This window comes from Vibrio nigripulchritudo (assembly GCF_027924785.1).
In the GTDB taxonomy this organism is placed as follows: Bacteria; Pseudomonadota; Gammaproteobacteria; order Enterobacterales; family Vibrionaceae; genus Vibrio; species Vibrio nigripulchritudo.
This window is the reverse complement of sequence record NZ_AP027050.1, coordinates 493604-512691: the sequence shown is the minus strand read 5'-3', so window position 1 is coordinate 512691 and position 19088 is coordinate 493604. Positions and strand designations below refer to the sequence as shown.

The 19088-nt window shown below is 46.7% G+C and carries 20 protein-coding genes; 5 read left to right on the top strand and 15 right to left on the bottom strand.

Annotation, left to right across the window (positions count from 1 at the left end; genetic code table 11):
• Nucleotides 1-44: 44 nt before the first annotated feature.
• Entirely contained in the window at nt 45-4013 is a 3969-nt protein-coding gene (locus tag QMG91_RS20615) for a response regulator (protein ID WP_281831840.1), read from the top strand.
• A gap of 180 nt (nt 4014-4193) precedes the next feature.
• Nucleotides 4194-4550 carry a YibL family ribosome-associated protein gene (locus QMG91_RS20610; protein WP_022560933.1) on the top strand — a complete coding sequence of 119 codons (357 nt, stop codon included), beginning with the start codon at nt 4194-4196 and terminating at the stop codon, nt 4548-4550.
• A 45-nt stretch (nt 4551-4595) separates the two neighbouring features.
• Here QMG91_RS20610 and map read toward each other — a convergent pair whose 3' ends face one another.
• The 10 genes from map to QMG91_RS20560 form a co-directional block, all read right to left on the bottom strand.
• Complete coding sequence (gene map / locus QMG91_RS20605; RefSeq protein WP_022590955.1) at nt 4596-5366, bottom strand: type I methionyl aminopeptidase; 771 nt, start codon at nt 5364-5366, stop codon at nt 4596-4598.
• A complete protein-coding gene (locus QMG91_RS20600; protein ID WP_004407380.1) occupies nt 5359-5565 on the bottom strand; it encodes a ParD-like family protein in 207 nt (68 codons plus the stop codon). Before QMG91_RS20600 ends, map begins: the two co-directional genes overlap by 8 nt.
• Nucleotides 5566-5697: 132 nt before the next feature.
• On the bottom strand, nt 5698-6138 hold the full coding sequence (locus QMG91_RS20595) for a bifunctional diaminohydroxyphosphoribosylaminopyrimidine deaminase/5-amino-6-(5-phosphoribosylamino)uracil reductase RibD (RefSeq protein WP_281831837.1): 441 nt from the start codon (nt 6136-6138) through the stop codon (nt 5698-5700).
• The gene (locus QMG91_RS20590) at nt 6135-6545 is read right to left on the bottom strand and encodes a GNAT family N-acetyltransferase (protein ID WP_281831835.1); all 411 of its coding nucleotides are present in this window, start codon (nt 6543-6545) and stop codon (nt 6135-6137) included. The genes QMG91_RS20595 and QMG91_RS20590 overlap by 4 nt, the downstream gene beginning before the upstream one ends.
• Before the next feature lie 72 nt (nt 6546-6617).
• Nucleotides 6618-7499: a DMT family transporter gene (locus tag QMG91_RS20585; protein WP_022560929.1), complete on the bottom strand. Its 882-nt coding sequence runs from the start codon at nt 7497-7499 to the stop codon at nt 6618-6620.
• Between the two features lie 11 nt (nt 7500-7510).
• Nucleotides 7511-8797: an opine metallophore biosynthesis dehydrogenase gene (locus QMG91_RS20580; protein ID WP_281831833.1), complete on the bottom strand. Its 1287-nt coding sequence runs from the start codon at nt 8795-8797 to the stop codon at nt 7511-7513.
• A complete protein-coding gene (locus QMG91_RS20575) occupies nt 8797-9582 on the bottom strand; it encodes a nicotianamine synthase family protein (RefSeq protein ID WP_022560927.1) in 786 nt (261 codons plus the stop codon). Before QMG91_RS20575 ends, QMG91_RS20580 begins: the two co-directional genes overlap by 1 nt.
• Nucleotides 9583-9600: 18 nt before the next feature.
• On the bottom strand, nt 9601-10368 hold the full coding sequence (locus QMG91_RS20570; RefSeq protein WP_022596056.1) for an ABC transporter ATP-binding protein: 768 nt from the start codon (nt 10366-10368) through the stop codon (nt 9601-9603).
• Nucleotides 10368-11435: a FecCD family ABC transporter permease gene (locus tag QMG91_RS20565; protein ID WP_281831829.1), complete on the bottom strand. Its 1068-nt coding sequence runs from the start codon at nt 11433-11435 to the stop codon at nt 10368-10370. The genes QMG91_RS20570 and QMG91_RS20565 overlap by 1 nt, the downstream gene beginning before the upstream one ends.
• A 3-nt stretch (nt 11436-11438) precedes the next feature.
• Nucleotides 11439-12548 carry an ABC transporter substrate-binding protein gene (locus QMG91_RS20560; protein WP_004407399.1) on the bottom strand — a complete coding sequence of 370 codons (1110 nt, stop codon included), beginning with the start codon at nt 12546-12548 and terminating at the stop codon, nt 11439-11441.
• A 165-nt stretch (nt 12549-12713) separates the two neighbouring features.
• Here QMG91_RS20560 and QMG91_RS20555 point away from each other — a divergent pair, with 165 nt between their 5' ends.
• Entirely contained in the window at nt 12714-13643 is a 930-nt protein-coding gene (locus QMG91_RS20555) for a DUF3179 domain-containing protein (protein ID WP_281831828.1), read from the top strand.
• 70 nt (nt 13644-13713) lie between these two features.
• Here QMG91_RS20555 and QMG91_RS20550 read toward each other — a convergent pair whose 3' ends face one another.
• Nucleotides 13714-14514, bottom strand: a complete 801-nt coding sequence (locus QMG91_RS20550) for a class I SAM-dependent methyltransferase (protein ID WP_281831827.1) — start codon at nt 14512-14514, stop codon at nt 13714-13716.
• Nucleotides 14515-14702: 188 nt separating this feature from the next.
• Between QMG91_RS20550 and QMG91_RS20545 the strand changes: the two genes are divergently transcribed.
• Nucleotides 14703-15413: a Crp/Fnr family transcriptional regulator gene (locus tag QMG91_RS20545; protein ID WP_004407403.1), complete on the top strand. Its 711-nt coding sequence runs from the start codon at nt 14703-14705 to the stop codon at nt 15411-15413.
• Here the strand turns inward: QMG91_RS20545 and QMG91_RS20540 are convergent.
• Complete coding sequence (locus QMG91_RS20540; protein WP_022612698.1) at nt 15410-16030, bottom strand: hypothetical protein; 621 nt, start codon at nt 16028-16030, stop codon at nt 15410-15412. The genes QMG91_RS20545 and QMG91_RS20540 overlap by 4 nt on opposite strands.
• Nucleotides 16031-16065: 35 nt before the next feature.
• Complete coding sequence (locus QMG91_RS20535; RefSeq protein ID WP_022590943.1) at nt 16066-16839, bottom strand: ferredoxin--NADP reductase; 774 nt, start codon at nt 16837-16839, stop codon at nt 16066-16068.
• Nucleotides 16840-16997: 158 nt separating this feature from the next.
• Between QMG91_RS20535 and QMG91_RS20530 the strand changes: the two genes are divergently transcribed.
• Nucleotides 16998-17753 (top strand): substrate-binding periplasmic protein, encoded by a 756-nt coding sequence (locus tag QMG91_RS20530; RefSeq protein WP_281831822.1) that lies wholly within the window; start codon nt 16998-17000, stop codon nt 17751-17753.
• Nucleotides 17754-17762: 9 nt separating this feature from the next.
• Here the strand turns inward: QMG91_RS20530 and QMG91_RS20525 are convergent, their stop codons facing one another.
• Nucleotides 17763-18494: a substrate-binding periplasmic protein gene (locus tag QMG91_RS20525; RefSeq protein WP_281831821.1), complete on the bottom strand. Its 732-nt coding sequence runs from the start codon at nt 18492-18494 to the stop codon at nt 17763-17765.
• A 125-nt stretch (nt 18495-18619) separates the two neighbouring features.
• Nucleotides 18620-19087, bottom strand: coding sequence for a MarR family winged helix-turn-helix transcriptional regulator (locus QMG91_RS20520; RefSeq protein WP_281831820.1), 468 nt, complete (start codon nt 19085-19087; stop codon nt 18620-18622).
• Nucleotide 19088: the final 1 nt, after the last annotated feature.

Here is a 19088-nt window from a genome sequence, read left to right as displayed (position 1 = left end):
TATGCTAAGTAAAGATGTGTACAAGATGTCTCCTGGTGTCGCCAATGAAAATGAAAACACTGTTTAGCCTACTGTTTTTACTAATGTTTGTTGTGAACATTAGCATCATTTTTGTGGCTAACAGGACGATAGATGTTTTTAGTGAAGAAGAAAAAATACTCTTACAACAGTCAGAACTCATTAAAATGGGGAATGAACTTAAGCAAAGTTCTGATAATTTGACCAAATTTGCTCGCGCCTATGCCGTCACAGGTGACACAAAATGGAAGCAGCTCTTCCAGCGAGTGCTTGACGTGCGAAATGGCAAGGCTCCTCTCCCACCGGGGCATGAATACGATTACTGGGATGTCATCGCTACCGAAAATAACCTTCAGTTTTCGCTCGAACCCGGTTTTGTAGGCGACACCTTCCTTCAACGAATCAACAAAGCGGGTATGTCCGAAACCGAAGTGAACAACCTCGCTTTGGCGCTCGCAACGTCAGATCAACTGGTAAAACTGGAAGAAGAAGCCTTTAAACAAATTGAACTCGCCACTGCACAAGGCAGGCGCAATGCGCTGGACCTCCTTTACGGACAAACCTACTTTGATGAGAAGTCCAAGATCATGTCTGCTATTGAAACCGCCTATCTTTCCAGTATTGACCGCTTGGCAGTGGAACATAAGAACGCGGCAGACATGGTGGGAACCAGCTCCAATCTGATGCTGCTAGGCGTGTTGATGTTAGGGTTCTTCCTGATGATTTCCTTCCTTCTTTTATGGAGTGTCTATATCGCACCTCTGGGAAGAATGCAGAATCAGGTGATTTCTAAGGTGAATGATCAGGATTACGACTTTACCCTAAGCGAAAAAGTGAAAGGTGACTTGGGTGACTTTTCCAGTGCGATTAATTCCCTGCTATTCAACCTGAGAAACGAATTACGAATTGGGCAAACCGTCCAGAATTACAATGACGTGATTCGTGGTAAAGAGCAGTTAGAAGAAGTCATCTCGGCAACCAAGCAATTCTTAAGCACTCATTTTTCTTTCCCGCTAATCACCTTTTACCAGAACAAAAGCGGTGACTTAGTCGCTATCGACAACTTTGGTACTTTGTTCGACCCAACGCCCGATAGCCACACCTTCCCTTATTACTGCTTAGAAAGCGGGGCTCATCTGGTGGTGGAAGCCAAAAAAGAGACGCCGCTAAAACTTGCCATGGGTGACATGACAGTTGAATTATTGGAGCTTCATGCATTTCCAATTCAGGCAAACAATAAACCACTTGGCGTGCTCCAGATTGGTACCGTAAACAAGCTGACAGGTAATAACCTTCGTATTTTGAACGAGCTGGTTGAAAACTTTAGCATCGCGTTCCAGCTTGGTCTGAACATCGAGCAACAAAAAGAAACCGAACAGGAAGTGACACGCCAGCTAGAGCTTAACCAGCACATTATTGATTCCATTCCGAACCCGACGTATTACCGGAATCGCTTAGGCGAATACCTTGGGGTGAACGAGCAATTCTGTGAGTTTATGGAACTCAAAGTGGAAGATGTTCTGGGCAACCACATAGAAGATCTGTTTAACGAAGACATTGTCCATATCCTCAAACGCTACGAGCTGGAATTGCTTCAAGGAACAAAACGTCTGCAGTTTGAAATGGTTTTGACCAATGGGAAAGGTGAAGACAGAAACCTCATTGTTTACGAAGCACCGTTCTACGATCAGAACAATGGCATCATGGGTATTGTCGGAACCTTTATGGATGTCACGGAAACCAAACGTCTGGAGCGTGATCTGATTGAGTCTAAAGAATCTGCCGATAAGCTCAGTAAGATCAAAGGTGATTTCCTTGCCAACATGAGCCATGAAATCCGTACGCCAATGAACGCCATAATGGGGATGACCCACCTTGTTCTGTCTTCGGATCTTGGTGAAAAGCAGCGCGACTATGTTGAGAAAATCGATTACTCCAGTAAGCAACTGCTGGGCATCATTAACGACATTCTCGACTTCTCCAAAGTTGAAGCGGGCAAACTTCAAATTGAAAACACCGATTTCAACCTAGATAAAGTCTTGGATAACCTCGCCAGCGTGTTGTCAGTGAAAGCCGAAAATAAAGGCATCGAACTGATTTTCAATGTATCTCCGAACATTCCTAACCAACTGATTGGTGACCCGCTCAGACTGGGTCAGGTGTTGATCAATCTTGCCGGGAATGCCGTTAAGTTCACCGACACTGGTGAAGTGATCATCAGCGTATCTGAAGAGTTAAGAAATGAAAAAAGCGCGGTGCTCAAGTTCTCAGTAGAGGATACGGGCATCGGTATGACGCCAGAACAAATGTCTGGCTTGTTCCAGGCATTCAGTCAGGGTGATACGTCTACTACCCGTAAATATGGGGGAACGGGTCTCGGGCTGTCCATTTCACAACAACTCATCCAATTGATGGGTGGTGAGATCATGGTCAGCAGCCACTACGGCAGAGGCTCACATTTCTGGTTCGAGCTGGAGCTTGATATTGGAGAAGAGCGACCAACCAAAGAACGTTACTTAATTACTCAGCACAAGCGTGCATTGGTCATAGACGACAACGACACCGCAAGGCTTATTGTCGCCAGTATGTTGTCGGATATGATGTTTGAAGTTGATGTAGCATCCAATGCTAGTGATGCGTTCCACATCCTTGAACAGGCTCAAAAGCAATACGACTTGCTATTGGTCGACTGGCAAATGCCCGAAATGGACGGTGTGCAGACCATCGAACACATTCGTAAGAACGATCTCAGCCCCGATTCAAAGATGATTCTGATCACCGCATACGGCAATCAGCTCGATTTCAATGACCAGTACGGGCACATTATTGATGGCTTAGTGCTGAAACCCATCAACCCATCGAATCTTCTTGATACCATCGTCGATACGCTTGGCAGTTACATCAGCAAAGAAGAGATCAAGGAAGCAGCAGAATCGCCAGAAGTGGTGCACGACATCTCAGGCACCCGTATTCTGTTGGTGGAAGACAACATCACTAACCAAGAAATTGCATCCACAATTCTTGAAAATGAAGGGGCACAGGTCAGCATCGCCAATCATGGTATAGAGGCGCTGGACATGCTCGATAACCATACCTTCGATGTTGTCCTTATGGACATGCAAATGCCTGTTATGGATGGTCTGACAGCCACAAAAGAGATTCGTAAAATATACGATGACAAGACCTTACCCGTTCTGGCCATGACGGCAAATGCCATGCGTGAAGACGTCGAAAGCTGCATGAATGTGGGTATGAACGCGCACATTGCCAAACCGATACACGTACCGAGCCTGTTGGCAAAAATCAGCGAATTTACGCAAAGTCGAAATGGTAAAGAATCCAATGCGGCTCCATCGAGCACAGAACGTGCGGGTTCCATCGAGATGAACGGGAACAGCAACAAGGCTGCCAACATAAACGGCGAACATACATTCCCAGAGGTGGAAGGTATTGACCTCGAAGGTGGCTTGAAGCGCCTTTCCGGTAATACAGAGATTTATTTCTCCACGCTGAAACGATTCTTTAAATCACAGGAATCTGATCTGAAGGAATTGCTCGCGATGATTCAGGATCAGGAACTGGATCAGGCGAAGGACAAACTGCACGCCATCAAAGGAGCTTCTGCCAACCTTTCGGTCGACTATATTCACCAGATGTCGCGATTCATGGAAAAACAAATCAAAGGTGGCGAATCCCCTGCAACTGATGATGTGAAGAAGATGATGGCGTTTGTAGAAATGGTGAATTCCCAAATCAAAGAAACGGAAGAAAAACCTCAGGACAAAATTGCTATCGACAGTAGCTTTCATAAGCTTTTGGAACAGCTAAACACTGCGCTACTGGAAGCCGATACTGAAGCACTGACGATTGTCGAGGAATTGCAGAAATATCAACTGGCGGATTCTTCACCTTTGAATGAAATGAGCGAGCTGCTGGATAATTTCCAGTTTGATCAAGCCGCCGACATGCTGGCAAGGCTCAGGCAGTCGATTTAATCTGAAACCGATAAGCTTGGCTCTCTTTGGATAACAAAACACCTTGTGATTTCGACCTCACGGACAGGCTAAACCCTCTCGTCTTTCTTCCAATAAAAGACACGAGCATTTATATCTAGGGCAGTAGTGGAAGCTTATGCTACACTCGCCGCCCTTTCTGTTTTCAATGAGATGATCACCATGAGCCTAAAGCAAGAACTTCAAAAGCTTCACAACCGTATAGACAACTGCCAGCGTAAATTAGATGCGGCGAAAGGGCGCGGTGATCAGGCAATGATTTCAAAGTTCGCTGATGAAATAGAAAAATTGAGTAAAAAAGCGAACTCGATGAAGCACAAGCAGCAATACGACATGAACAAAGAGCGTAAAAACTTGCTTAACATGCCATTCTCTCGTGAAATCACCAAAGCTGAACAAGCGGATATGGGGAAACTGAAGAAATCGGTGAAAGGCTTGGTTGTCGTCCATCCAATGACAAAACTGGGTAAAGAACTGAAACTGCAAGCAATGACTGGCTACGCTCCGAAAAAATTCTAATCTTCGGAGCCTATTCGATAACTATATTCCCATATATGGATGTAGTTAGGCTTCGTCAGGGCGTAAAGTCAGCACTTCATAGCCTGTCTCGGTCACCAAAACAGTATGCTCCCACTGTGAAGAGAGTTTTCTGTCTTTGGTGATCACCGTCCAGCCATCCGATTTCAATTTAGTTCGGTGAGTACCCTGATTCACCATCGGCTCGATGGTAAACGTCATGCCTGCTTTCAGTTTCAACCCAGAGCGTTTGCGACCGTAATGCAATACATGGGGGTCTTCATGCATTTCACGCCCAATCCCGTGCCCGCAATACTCCCGAACTATGGTATAGCCCATTTCTTCAGCATGACTCTGAATCGCATGCCCTACATCCCCCAATGTCGCTCCCGGCTTAACCTGTTCAATGCCTTTCCACAAGGCATCGTAGGTTGCTTTGACTAAGCGATGAGCCTGAGGGGATGCCCCCGGCATAACGTACATTTTACTGGAGTCCGCAATAAACCCATTTTTCTCAAGCGTGATGTCAATATTAACGATGTCGCCGTTTTGTAAGATGTCGTTTTCGTTTGGAATACCATGACAGACGACGTGATTAATCGAACTGTTCAGCGCGTATTGGTAATCATATTGCCCGATGCTGGCGGGACGCGCATCCAGCACTTCAAAAATATACTCTTCTACCCATTCATTTATGTCATAAGTAGAGACACCCGGCTCGATTTTGCTATCGAGGTAGGTAAACACCTTTGCTAGCAATCGACCAGACTCGCGCATCCATTCGATTTCCTGCTCCGTCTTAATCGGTACACTACTCATTAATCACGCCTTTAAGTTCAGCAGGTACCTGGTGCATCTGCTCTAGAATCAATTCCTGAAAAGTTTTTGTCGGGTTCAGCTCTGCCAGCCTACCCATCTTTATCCAGAATTCAGCCTGCGCATTAATGGAGCGGTTCATGACACTGCTGGATCTTCGGATCTCTTCATGCAGTTCATCGCCAATCTTAACAATTCCCATAATTTGCTCTCTTTATACGATTTATATGCGAAATATATATGATTCGTATAAATGTAGCATTAATTCGATAAAAAAGCCGCTTCTTTATGAGGCGGCTTTAATATCCATATCCGGTCAAGATTAACTTTTGATTCAGTTCTTTATCAGGTAGGGTTCGAGAAAGCTGGACACGTCTTCACCACACAGCCCTACTTCCACATCAATACCGGCATCCTGAAGAATTTTAATCCCAGCACCACTGTTACGAGTGTCCGGATCCAGAATAGCGACATACACTTTAGCGGGTCTGACTTTAACAAGTGCTTTGGCACAAGAAGGCGTTCGACCCTGAAAAGAACAGGGTTCAAGCGTGACGTAGGCTACCAGCCCATCATACGATCCTTTGTATCGGGCAATCGCTCCAGCTTCTGCATGGTGATTCCCCGGAGGTTGAGAGAAGCCTTCGCTTACTATCTCCCCATCTTTAACAAACACACAGCCCACTGGGGGGTTAGGTCGGCAGCCTGGAAGCGCCTGTCTGGAAAGCTCAAGCGCTTTTCTCATGTAGCGCTCGTGAACAGAACCATCGGTCATAAGCTTCGCCCCATCTTGTAGTACTCCACTCCAGACTTATAGAAAGCATCACCCTCGGCAGACATGCCAAACTTGGTGTAGAAATCCATGGCAGATTCACGAGCATCGCACCAGAAATATTCAATGCCCTGCTCAGGTAACTGGGTGAGCACATATTCAATGATAGCGCTGCCATACCCCTGATGACGATGTTCAATTAAAGTGGCGAACTTTCGCAGCCTTGCAGACTTTGCCACCGCATCAATAAAAATGGACGCCACACAAACAATATTGCCATCGACTTCCACACCGTAGTGCAGCGCATCTTCATCGCCCGGTACATGACAAAAGTCTGGTGGCATATCTGGCCAAAGTACCTCATGTCGCACAGGGATGGTCTGTTGCCACCCCAGCTTAACTATCTTCATTTCTGCCCCTACATTCCATGTTTTTGCTAACTATAGCGTGAACGAGAGGCAATTCAATGTCTTATACTCAAGCTACGCTTTAGCGTCTGCTGGTTTTGGTTCTTCGTTTGCTGGTTTGGCTGGCTGCTTCTTCCAGGAAAGTGCAATACACGCCACAACGATAGTGGCTCCACCCAGCGTGGTCATCCAGTCTGGAATTTCGTGCCAGAAGATAACGCCCCAAAGCACGTTGAACACAAGACCGATATAACGTGTTACCGCGACTACCGCTGCGTTTTCATGGGTAAACGCCTTGGTCAGGAAAATCTGTCCAATCAAAGAAACCACACCAATGGCGATCAGGTAAACCCAGGCAATACCTTGCGGAATGACAAACTCGTCTTTCATCAGGTAACCCGACACCAGCATAGCGGTGAACAGGAAGTAGAACACAATTTCGTAGGTGTGATGCTTCTTGCTCAGATGACGAATGGTGATGGAGGCACCCGCCGCAAACAACGCACTCGCCACACCCGCAAGAGCGTAAATGTTAAACGAATCGAAGTTGAACGGGTTCACGACCAAAGCCACCCCGACTAGCACGGTAGGCAACAGAAACGCAGCTTTTTTGGGGAGTTTTTCTCCCAGAACCAGACTGGACAGCAATATCACGAAAAACGGAGACAAGTACGCCAGAATTGCCGCATCCGCCAAAGGAATGTGTGCAATGGTGTAGACGAATGCCAGTAGATAGAAAGCTCCAAACAGACCGCGAAGCACCAGAAGCGGAACCCCAGAGGTTGAAAAACGGACGTTTGCCTGCCACATCAGCCCCAGAATCAGCACTGTACCAATGACACTTCGGAAGAAGACAATTTCAGAGCTTGGGATGGTTAAACTGGCCGCTTTAATAAGTGCATTCATCACACTAAAAATAAACGCAGAAAATATGGCTAACGCCACACCTTTATTCATTATGGTTTCCTCTAAAGATCGGTCGATCGTCTCACCCAGTGAAGGCAGTTGCTCGCCTGAGTGTGAAATTCTTCAATTAAATGGTTTGGAAGGTCATGCTCACTCAACCAGGACTCGAATATGCCAAGCACACGATTCACCGTCGGGAGATCAATTCCCTGCTCGTCCGCCAGTGCTTTAAACCAGTACAGAGTCTGTAGGTCTTCTTTGGGCACACGAGGCAGATGTAGCTTTCCATTCTCTACTTTGCCTTTCGCGTAAGGCACCGCAGAGAAATCGAAGTAGCGACCATTTGCATCTGGCGTAGAAAACGGGTCGATCAGAATCGCGCTGTATCGGACATAAATCAGGTATTCCTGCTCAATGGCACTAAGAGACATGAACTGATCAATTTGATCACGACGAATGGTTTCCGGGTGCACGGGATAGTTGTCGTCATTCAGGAACTGGAGCAAGTTGAACGGTGTGCCATCAAAGTGCTGTGTCAATGTCGAAATATCACGCCATAGCTCAACCAGAGTATGGATGGTTTCTGTCGTAACTGGCCCTTCTGGGAACAGCTTGTACATGTACTTAATGTCTCCCGAGTCACTCAGAATGTGATTGAGAGAGAAAGGAGTAATGAAAAACGCGGGGTGAACGTAAGAAGTGATGTTTCTCCCCTCTACGCTATACCCATTGTCTAGCTCAACGACTTCAACACCCACTTCCGCTAACGTTTGAGCCAACAAATTCAGCACCGCACATCCACTTTGGCTCGAATAAGCGCTGGAATAAGCATAGATACGCTTTTTCGCTGCTTTGGTTGTCACACTGACACCAGCTTCACTGGCACTGAATTTGGTTGCTGCAAAGTAATTGGAGAACACCAGCACATTCGGCGCTAAACCCAGTTCTGCAAAAAAGCCTTTCACCAGCTTGTGACCACCAAACAAGGAGGAAATCAGCATCACTTGTTTTACAGACCCCAGACAAGATTTAGGCAACGCCGCCAGTACGTCTGAATAGGCATGAGACGGTGTCGCGAGAACCAAGGTATCCCACTGACCATCCGTTGCCGTTAAATCGTCAAACACCAGATCGAACTTAACTTGTCCGGCGAGTGGTTCCAAAGAGGGTTTTGCGGCAATCACCTGCGCCGAACCTTCACTGTTCAGGCATTCAAACATTGGCTGCCATCGCTTTGAAGAGCGGTTGACGATACCAAGTTGTTCGCACTGATTCTTGATGATTCTGGCAGTCTGAAATGCTGCCGGACCAGCACCAGCAATAAGTACTCTGCCTAATGATGCTGCCATTACGTTCTCCCCATCAACACGGTGTCATACACCGCGGCTTTGTTGTGAATCAACTGCGTATCCCAGCCTTCCATCAGGTTAGGATTGAATGGGTAATTGAACGCGGATTTCAAACCATTACCAAATCGCACCAGTACACGGTGAGAGCAATCAAGATAAGGTTTAAGTTGGTTGAGCAGTTCCCATTTATGTTCAACCAGAGAAGCCACCACAACATGAGTCGGGCGAAAAGACTCAAATTCCGTGATCAAGTCCTGACACCCAAAGGTGGTAGACAGATGAGACGAATCTAACTGGTTTGCCAGCGCGACCGCCTGCTCGTCAATGTCGATACCATGAACCACGGCACCCGTCAGTTGAGAGATAGTAAACGCTGAAAGCGGGTAAGAGCCTGAACCGATAAACAACACTCGGGAGTGGTTTTCAATTCCCGCACTCCGCAGTTCAATTTGCGCGTTTTCGGAAAGCTGACACAAGTACTCACTGACGCTGAGCTGATGCTCTCTGGCACATTGAGACTGGTGTTTTTCCAACATGCACAGCGCTTTTACCGCCGTTTCACGCAGTCGCTTGACCTGACGATCGTGCTCTGGGTTAAACCCGAGTTCATCACTGATAGTTTGCTGTTTTTCCTGCAGAATCCAGGAGCAGAGCTCGTCCAGTTTTTCCTGCAAAAGCGTAAAACACTCGCAACTTTCAATGCTGTAATTGGTTAATGTATGAATTTGAGATTCAAAGGTAGATATGGCAACTAATAATTGATAGTGCCTGCTAGTCATTGTCATAGTAAATCCTGATAATGCTTACTCAGTTTCGAGAGCTCGAACTGGGGTTACGTGAGTGTGCCCATGTATGCAACAACCTACGTCCACATGTACCTGATATATCCGGCTGAGTTTTTCAGAATCGAGCACGTCGTCTGGCTTACCGCTGTGTTGCACCACGCCATCGTCCAGTAACAGAAGATGGTCGCAGTAGCGAGCAGCAAGAGACAGATCGTGCAGCACTGCAATGGTGATGGTGTTTTTTGCTCGGGTATATTGACGAGCAAGGTCTAAAACCTGAACCTGATGTTTGAGGTCCAGAGCACTTGTTGGTTCATCCAGTAACAATACGTCTGGCTCAGAAACCAGCGCTTGTGCCAACGATACGAGCTGTTGCTGACCGCCACTCAGCTGAGAAAACTGTCTTGTCGCAAGATGAATCAGACCTAAATCATTAAGAATGGCTTCCGCTTTTTGTTCCTGCTCAGAGGTAATGTTCCAGCTCAGTTGATGAACTAAGCCCAGTAACACCACTTCAATCACAGTTAATTGACTGGAAGACTTATTGAGTTGGCAGAGATATGAGAAAGACTTAGGTGGTATCGCCTGCCCGTCTCTGCCGCGTGAACTTACCTTACCCTTGTAAGGCATGATGCCCATAATGGCTTTGAGTAATGTGGTTTTACCTGCGCCATTCGGTCCTAAAATGGCGGAAAACTCTCCGCCACTAAAGCTTGCTTCTACCTTCTTCAAAACAGGCTTTCGCCCAACTGTTACCGCAAGATTTTCTATTGAAAGCGACTTCATTAGCTAAACCTCCTGCTTACCAGCAAATAAAGAAGAAACGGTACGCCCACCAAAGAGGTGACAATACCAATCGGGATGATGGTGCCCGGCACGATCAACTTGGCAACAAGGGATGAAGCACAAAGAAGCAGTGCACCCATCAAGGTTGCCAGTGGCAAATAGAAACGTTGATCTTCACCCACCAGCATTCTGGCTAAATGAGGGGCAACCAGACCGATAAATCCTATGGTTCCGACAAACGACACCGCACCCGCTGTTAGCAATGAACACAGCAGGAACATTTGTAATCTGAGTCTGCTGGTATTTATGCCCAGAGCCTGTGCGCGCTCTTCACCTGAAGACAGAGCCGTCAGCGCCCACACCTTAGGCAAGGCAAACGCAAGACCGAAAAGCAAAATGGATCCGGAAACAAAGAAGGACAACCAACTTGCTTTAAGCAGGCTACCGAACAGCCAGAATACAATCTGCTGTAGCACTTCCGGGGAAGCCAGATACTGAACCAGAGATTGCAAGGCCTGGAAAAAGAACAGCACAACGATACCGGCAAGTATCAGTACTTTGGCATCCATGTTTCGGCTTCGACCTATCATGTAGATCGCCATGCTCGCGAGTCCAGAGGTGACAAACGCAGCAAATGGTACGCCTAACCAATGAAGACCAAAGACAGAAAAGCCTGACAATAATGCCAGTGCAGCACCGAATCCGGCTGCGGCAGAAACACCAAGGGTATAGGGACTTGCTAGCGGGTTGGCAAGTAAGGTCTGCATCAGACCACCAGCCAGACCAAGTGATGCGCCAACCACAATACAGGTGAGAGTAACTGGCAGCCGAAGCTGCCAGACAATGGTCGTTGATAAGCTGTCACCAGACGGTCCGCCTATGAGCGCCTCAACAACTTGATCCACACCTAGCCACGATGAGCCAGTACCAATATCGAATAAAACGGAAACGCCCACCGCCAGCAATGTCGCCAGCAGAACTTTGATCCGCCGCTTTTGCATTCGCTGATAGATGCCGCTGCCTGAACTAAGATCAGACGGCAACGACGCTTTGACCGCTTCGCTCATGACTTAGCCTTCCACCTGAATCATGAAAGTACCTTTAAGAGCTTGCGGCATGTAGTTGTTAAAGAAGTTCTGGTGCGACTTCTTAGGGTCAACGTCTTTAAATGCTTCTGGGTAGATAGATTTCGCCAGGTATTGCAGGAATACGTGATCGTAAATAGTACGAGTACCTGAGTGATACATGCCGTAAACGTCGCCGTTCTTCACCGCTGTCAGTTGTTTCCAGCCAGCACGGTTCAGGTATGGACGGTATCTTGCCTGCGCTTCTTCCATTGTGGTACCAAAACCAAGCAATGCACTGTCGCTGTGTTTCGCCCAGTGAGCACCGGAAACAAAGATAACTTCTGGATCTTTGCTTAGTACGTATTCAGGAGTCAGGTGAGCAGAACCTTTGAATTTGCCGTTTGCGATGTTATCCGCACCCGCCATGTTCAGGATGTTACCCCACATCGCGTTAGAGTAAGACTTGCCAAACTCATTTGGACCGCCGGTACCAATTTCAACATACACACGGCGTGCATCGTGGTTTTTCAGGTACTTTGCAACGCGTTGTTTTACGTCGTTAACTGTATTTTCGTATTCTGTCGCAATCGCTTCAGCACGCTTTTCTGTGCCCATCACTTTACCGATAACACGAGCACTGGTTACGTGCTTTTCAAGCGTTTGAGCATTGAAGTCCACAACAACCACTTTGATTCCGCTTTTTTCAAGGATCTCAACTTTTTCGCCAAGAGACTTGTATTGCCATGCCGCAACCAATGCCACATCCGGCTTAGTCGACAGCAGTTTTTCAAAATCAAATGTGCCTGTGTAGATGGAGCCAGAATCAACGATAGTTTCTAGTTCAGGAATGATTTTGCTGTAAGTTTCCCACTGAGACTGGCGGTAATCTTTCCAAGAGTGACGAGGGAAAATAGATACCTTCTTGTATGCATCTGGTCCGGCAATCGCCAGATAATCTTCAAAATAAAAACCTAGGAAAATGCTTTCTGCTGGTTTTTCTAAATGTATGTCCCTACCGATTACGTCCTTGAAATGAATGTCAGCAAAAGCGCTCGTAACACTGCCTAAAGCCAAAGCAGCTACACCAAGTGCTTTCAAAAAACGTCCTTTCATTAACCTATCTCCAACTGTGTTTATTAATTAAAGTGTTATTGTATAACATCACAACGGCACGCAAGGTAATGGAATTGAGAACAATTATCAATAGCTAAAAGCATGAAATTTCACCGTCATTTGTACGGTCTCTCTCTAGGATAAAATAGCGTCGAGGATACGGTTATGAAGCTTTCTACACTAGGGACGGTGCTGCTAATTGGGTGGTTTACCTTGATTATTCAGGCAAATGCATACTCACTCAATGGATTTGAGCTCTCTGATGCCACCATTGAAACCAGCGAAATTTTGCACGGTGGACCACCGCGAGACGGTATTCCATCAATCGATGAACCAAATTTCATTGCTGCGAGCAAGGTCGACTATTTGCAAAATGATGACATAGTGCTTGGAGTGGAAATCGATGGCGTTGCTCGCGCTTATCCCACCCGAATTTTGGTGTGGCATGAGATAGTAAACGACCAAATCAAAGGAACACCGTTTGCAGTGACCTACTGCCCACTTTGCGGCACCGGGATGGTCTTTGATGCCAGGGTAAACGGCAAAGCCCGAAGCTTTGGCGTGTCTGGGTTACTCTATAGAAGCGACGTTTTAATGTACGATCGCGAAACTGACTCTTTGTGGACACAGCTAGGTTTAACGTCCGTTAGCGGCAAAGAAGCAGGCACACGCCTTAAGTGGATGCCGTCGCAGCACATGACATGGAAAGCGTGGAAGGAAAGAAACCCAAATGGCGAAGTCCTATCTCTGGATACCGGATTCCACCGAGATTATTTTGGTCAGGCATACGCCCGTTATTTCGCGTCTGACACTCCGATGTTTCCTGTCCCTAATACTCGCGATGAACTGTCTCAGAAAGAATGGGTTGTTGGTGTGATTGTGGATGGGAAAGCCAAAGCTTATCCAATATCAGAATTAGAGAGTAACCCGGAATTTAGCGACACCTTAGGCGGCAAAAAACTTGAGGTGCGTTATCAGAAGAATGCCCGCCACCCTGTCGTGAAAGACAGTAATGGAAACCTGATTCCATCGGTGATGGTGTTCTGGTTCGCTTGGCAGGCGTTCTATCCGGAAACCGAGCTTTACCAGAATTAGAACAAAGTGCGGAGGCAACATTGCCTCCGCTTTACTCTTTCGTCTTTTATTCTTTTATTCTTTTATTCTTTTATTCTTTTATTGCGACAATGCTGATTGCTCCAAGGTGTTGTCTATGCTTACGAAATACCTTTCGCATCCCAATCACCCTTTTACGTGCCTCCTTATCCAGAATTAAGTTTTTAAGCACTCTCAAGAACCCCGATAATCCTTCATCGTCGATCATTCTCTTAGGTTCCAGCAAGTGCATAGGGGCGAGGTGTGTAGCCTGAATTTTAAATCCATGAGAATGCAAATGCGCAGCCCACTCTTCGGGGGTAATGGGTTTTGCTGGCGCTTGAATTGCCTGAGCGATGTCTCGTTGAATTTCACGCTTCAGATCTTCATCAATTTCATTTGGCATTAAACAGAGCTCATGTATTCCGTAACGACCATTGCTTTCCAAAACGCGAGCCGCCTCTCCGATGATGTCTGCCTTTCTCGGTTCAGGCTGCATCGTCAACATGGCTTCTCCATACACAACGGAAGCCGATTCCTGATCCAGATCCGTCGACTGTGCGTTTCCGACCAGACATTGTTGATTGGGTGAAGCCAGATAACGCCTCACCAGTTCGGCCGCCTGTTCGTTCTGTTCAATTGCCGTATAAGACGCCGGATTCCGAGACAAACACAACCTAGCGGTAAAGCCCAATCCGGGCGCAAATTCCACCACAGAATCCGACGATTGTATGCTGAGCGAATCGATCATCTTCTCGGTCAGTGCTTTGCCTCCGGGTCTCAATACTTTCTTTCCTAAGCGCGCTAACACCCAGTGACCGGGCATTTTATCGACGGATCTTTCCTCGCCCGGCATAACAGTTCTTTCGGTCATTTGGCGCTCCTAGGTAAAAACTATGATAGAAAGTAGGAATAACAAAAAAGAGATGATGGCGATCCAGCGAAATGGTGCACTGATACTTTCCATGTAGCCGCCCCTTCTTTTGATAATGATTGTTATTTACAATCTATAATGAACGACTTTGATCCGCGCTTGACGATCATCAATCTGAGGTAACCAAAATGCCCGACACCATTCTTTCTCTGCTGGATAGCGAGAAAAAATCCGACCTGCTCAACTGCCGAAAAGAAAAAACTTACTCAGCGGGTGCTGTGCTGTTTGAACGGGGTGATCAGGCAAAACACATGTTTCGGGTGGAAAAAGGCAAAGTTTCGCTGTTTCGGTTGATGCCCAATGGCGATGAAAAGCTTTTTAAAGTCTTTATGTCGGGTGGATGGATAGCAGAAATGGCCATGTTTATGAATCCGCGCCAGTACCCGATGAGCGCGCGAGTAGATCAGGACACCACTTTATCGCTGTTTCATCACAAAGATGTGGCAAGAGTGTTCACCAGCGAACCCGAAATTTCGCTCAAAACGATGCATTTTATGTCTAATAAGATTCACGAACTGATGAACACCGTTGATATCCTCACGCAAGTAAGTGCACCGCAAAGATTGATCATGAAACTCGCCGAGGTATATCGAAAAGAAGCGGCGAAGTACGAAGGAAAAATCCCCTTACCTGCTTCTAAGAAGCTGATGGCAACTCAATTGGGAATGACACCAGAAACCCTGTCACGAACCCTCACCAAACTCAAGGATGAGGGTTACATCAGAGAGACGGGGCATTGGATAGAAATAGAGGATATTCCTACCCTTTGTGAACACGTTGATCTTTCTCCAGACATCTTTTCGATATCTTCGGAATTGAGCGAGAAACCGGGAGCTTAGCTCTCCATGGTCATCATCAGAAAACCACAGAATGCCGCGTTGTTAGGGGAGAGATCCTGACTGACGTGTTTACGCATTTCTAAAATCTGCTTGCGGTATTCTTGGTAGAAATCCCAGGTAGGTGCAGGTTTGTATTCCAGCCCTTTCAGCTCAAAAAACTTAATCACACCCTTGGCAGTGGTGGGTTTTACAAACACCTCATCCAGCGGTGCATAGTAGTTAGGCAAGATGGTGACCAGCGACCATTTGGCAAGCTTTACAGGTCTGAGCAAGTCCAGCATGGTGTTAAAACCGTACTCCTGATCGCCATGAAGTATGTCTTTCAGGGAGTAAGCTAAAGCCTCTCGTTCCTGATGAGTCATGGCTTTGACGTAATCCCGGAATTTTGGTTTTTCAAACATTGAAACCATGGAAGAGCGACTGACCATTTTGGTCATCATTTCCGCAGTGCCCTGAGCATCCGTAAATTTTTCCTCGCTGAATGCCTCCTGCGCCTGCGCGATCATCTGATCCATTTTGTGCTTTTTGCCAATCTCGATCATCTCCGGACTGTTAAACCCTCCCGGCACACGAATCAAAAAGTCTGTCTCTGCCGCCTTAAGCCTGTCAATGTTCATGCATTCCCTCGCTGAGTTTTCATCGTTTTTCTAAATTACCAGTAATTTTCGTAGCTGAAATGTCCAGGTTTGCGACGTAAGTGTTTTTCAAATCCCAGTTTTTTTAGCGCTTCTGATGTGTCTTTCACCATAGCTGGGTTGCCACACAGGTAAAAGAAGCTCTTACTGGAATCCAAATCTAAGTTGGTCGCCTGCAATAACTCCCCGTTCAATAACAGCTTTGGAATTCTCCCTCTCAGGGCTTGAGGGTTATCTTCTCGGGAAACCACAGGAACATACATAAACTTACCACCCAGATCATGGTGGACCTTTGCGATCTTATCCTGATAAATCAGCTCCTGACTGGCGCGAACTGCATGAACCAGCACCACCTTTTCGTATTTATCAAACTCTTCTTTATCTTCCAGCATCGCAAGAAATGGACCCACCGCTGTGCCCGTCGATAAGAACCAAAGCTCTTTCGCGTACTCGGGGATCTCGCTCATTATCATAAAACCGGAAGGCCGTTTATCGACATAAACTGAGTCGCCGACCTGCAATTCAAAGAGCTTTGGAGAAAGCTGACCTTCGGAATCTGAGATGATAAGAAATTCAAGAAAATCGGGACCTTGAGGTTGATTCGGTGAGTTCACCATTGAATATGCCCGGCGTACCCAGTCTTCGTTATCGATCTTTAATCCAAGTTTAGTGAACTGACCTGCCACATAAGATTCGATACTCGCCTGCACCTGAATCGTGAACATATTGTCTGTCCAATCAACACGTTGAGTAACTATTCCTTCTGTTAATCCGTGCGGAACATCTTGCATTCACACCTCCCAGTCTGGTGTTTATCTACTGACCACAAAAGCGACTTTTCGCCGATTGCGGTTAACTTAGGTTTACCTGCACCACATACAAAACGCAAGTACGTTTTTTAACCAGCTCCTATACTTACTAAAAAAACAAAGAACCCGGAACACACGTTATGTTGGTTATTAGACCCTTATTTATCGCTTTTATTTTCGCATGCTCATTTTTTTCTGTTGGTGCTCATGCCAGAACCGTAAAAATGGTGACGGTAGACTGGGCCCCTTTCTACGGCTCTGAGCTCAAAAGAAATGGTGTTGTGACTGCAATAGTGCAGGAAGCATTTCTGCGTTCTCACTATTCGAGCAGCATAAGATTCACTCCGTGGAAACGGGCTCTCGCAGTGGTAGAAAAAGGAGAATACGATGTCGCAATGGGCGGTTATTACTCCGAAGAGCGTGCAGAAAAATATTTCTACAGCGACCCAATTTTCAATGTAGATGTTGGGCTAGTCGCACTAAACAAATTGGGCGTGAAGCGCTACGAATCGTTAGAGGATTTGAAGCCTTATCGAATCGGAGTCAGCTTAGGCTGGGCAAACGGGAAAGAGTTTGACCGTGCGGATTACCTCACCAAAGAAGAGGCTTCAAATCAGATTCTGAATGTGAGGAAGCTGTTTCGCGAACGCGTCGATATGATCGCGGTTTCCTTCGCCGTCTTCCGTTATGAAGCTAGAGCCCTGAGCCACAGCAAACTGGATGATGTGGTTTACATTCAGCCGCCACTCAGCCGTTCCCCTCTTTACCTGCTTGTGTCCAAAAACATTCCAGACGGACAGGAAGTGGTGCACGCTTTTAACAAAGGATTGAGTGAATTGAGAGCAGATGGCACTTATGACGCCCTGCTCAAAGAGTTTAATGTTTATGAATATTAAAGCGTTAAGCTAAGGAAGCCTGACACTGTGGCGATCTAATATCGCTTCATAAGTGCCGTCTTCTTTCATCTTATCCAGTGCTGCCTGCCATTTCTCTACAATGCTGTCGGGAATGTCTAGCGAGGCAGCGACATACATCTCAATGGGCAGATCATCGTAGGCGACTTTGAACGGCACGCCTTCTTTCCCCATGTGAGACTGAATCATCAGCCGTGTGGAGTACCAGCCATCAATGCGTTTCGCCTGTAGCATTTTCACGTTGGCGGATTCACTTCGGGCTTCGTTTAAGTTTTCAAAACCCATCTTCTTCAGCCTGCCTGCCGTTGGCGCACCGCGATTCACCCCGATGGTTTTGGCTTTGAAGTCATCCGAACTTAGGTAAGTTGCTTCATCCGATTCCAGTGTCGCAAAGGAAAAGCTGTCTTGCAGGATAGGTCCTATCCATTTGTATTTGCCCTCACGTGGCGGAATTCGGGCAAATGGGAAAGACAGTCTCCCAGACACCGATTTGGTGACGGTCCGTTTCCAAGGCTCCGTTCGAATCGGCTTTTCATGACCTACCCGACGCATGATTTCGCGAACGATATCAGTCGCTACGCCTTCTAATCTTTCGTCTTTTACATAGGCATAAGGGGGAAGGTTACCTGTGACGACCTGAATTGATGCCGAAGATGCGCTGGTCGCCATTGCATGAGAATGAACAAGCATAGCCAGCATTATTCCGAGAAAACGTAAAACCATAACAACCCTTACCTAAACGACAACAAATAAAAAAGTAATGACGAGAATTCATCATCACTTTGAGCATAGCAGAGGGTGTTAAAACTCGTGGCTGACTGGTGTTTACATGACGGATGTTTGCGTAGTTAGCCTTTACCTGAGTGCTTTTGGTAAACCGCATCGGTAGACTGTTTTAATGCATCCAGTGCGCGAAACAGATCGCGATACTGAGAGCCCGTTAAACCATCAAGTATTTCGGACTCCCACTGCAAAGCACGGGGAATGATTCTTTCATACAACTCCTGACCTTTCTCAGTCAGTTGAATGTGCGTCGCACGTTGATCGTTCTCGGTTTTTTCACGGGTGATGAGTTCTTTTTCTTCCAGCCTGGCTAAGGTTCTGGACACTTTGACTTTGTCCAGATTAGTGACATCCGAGAGGTCACGGGCAATCACATCTTCACGAGCACCTAAGTTGGCAATAATGCGCCATTCCGGTCGGGTTATGCCAAACTCTTTTTGATAGAGTTCTGCCAGGCTATCCGCGACCTGCTCTGCGGTTCTGACGAGCTTGTAGGGTAAGAACTCGTCAAGTGAAAATGTAAACTGCCCCATA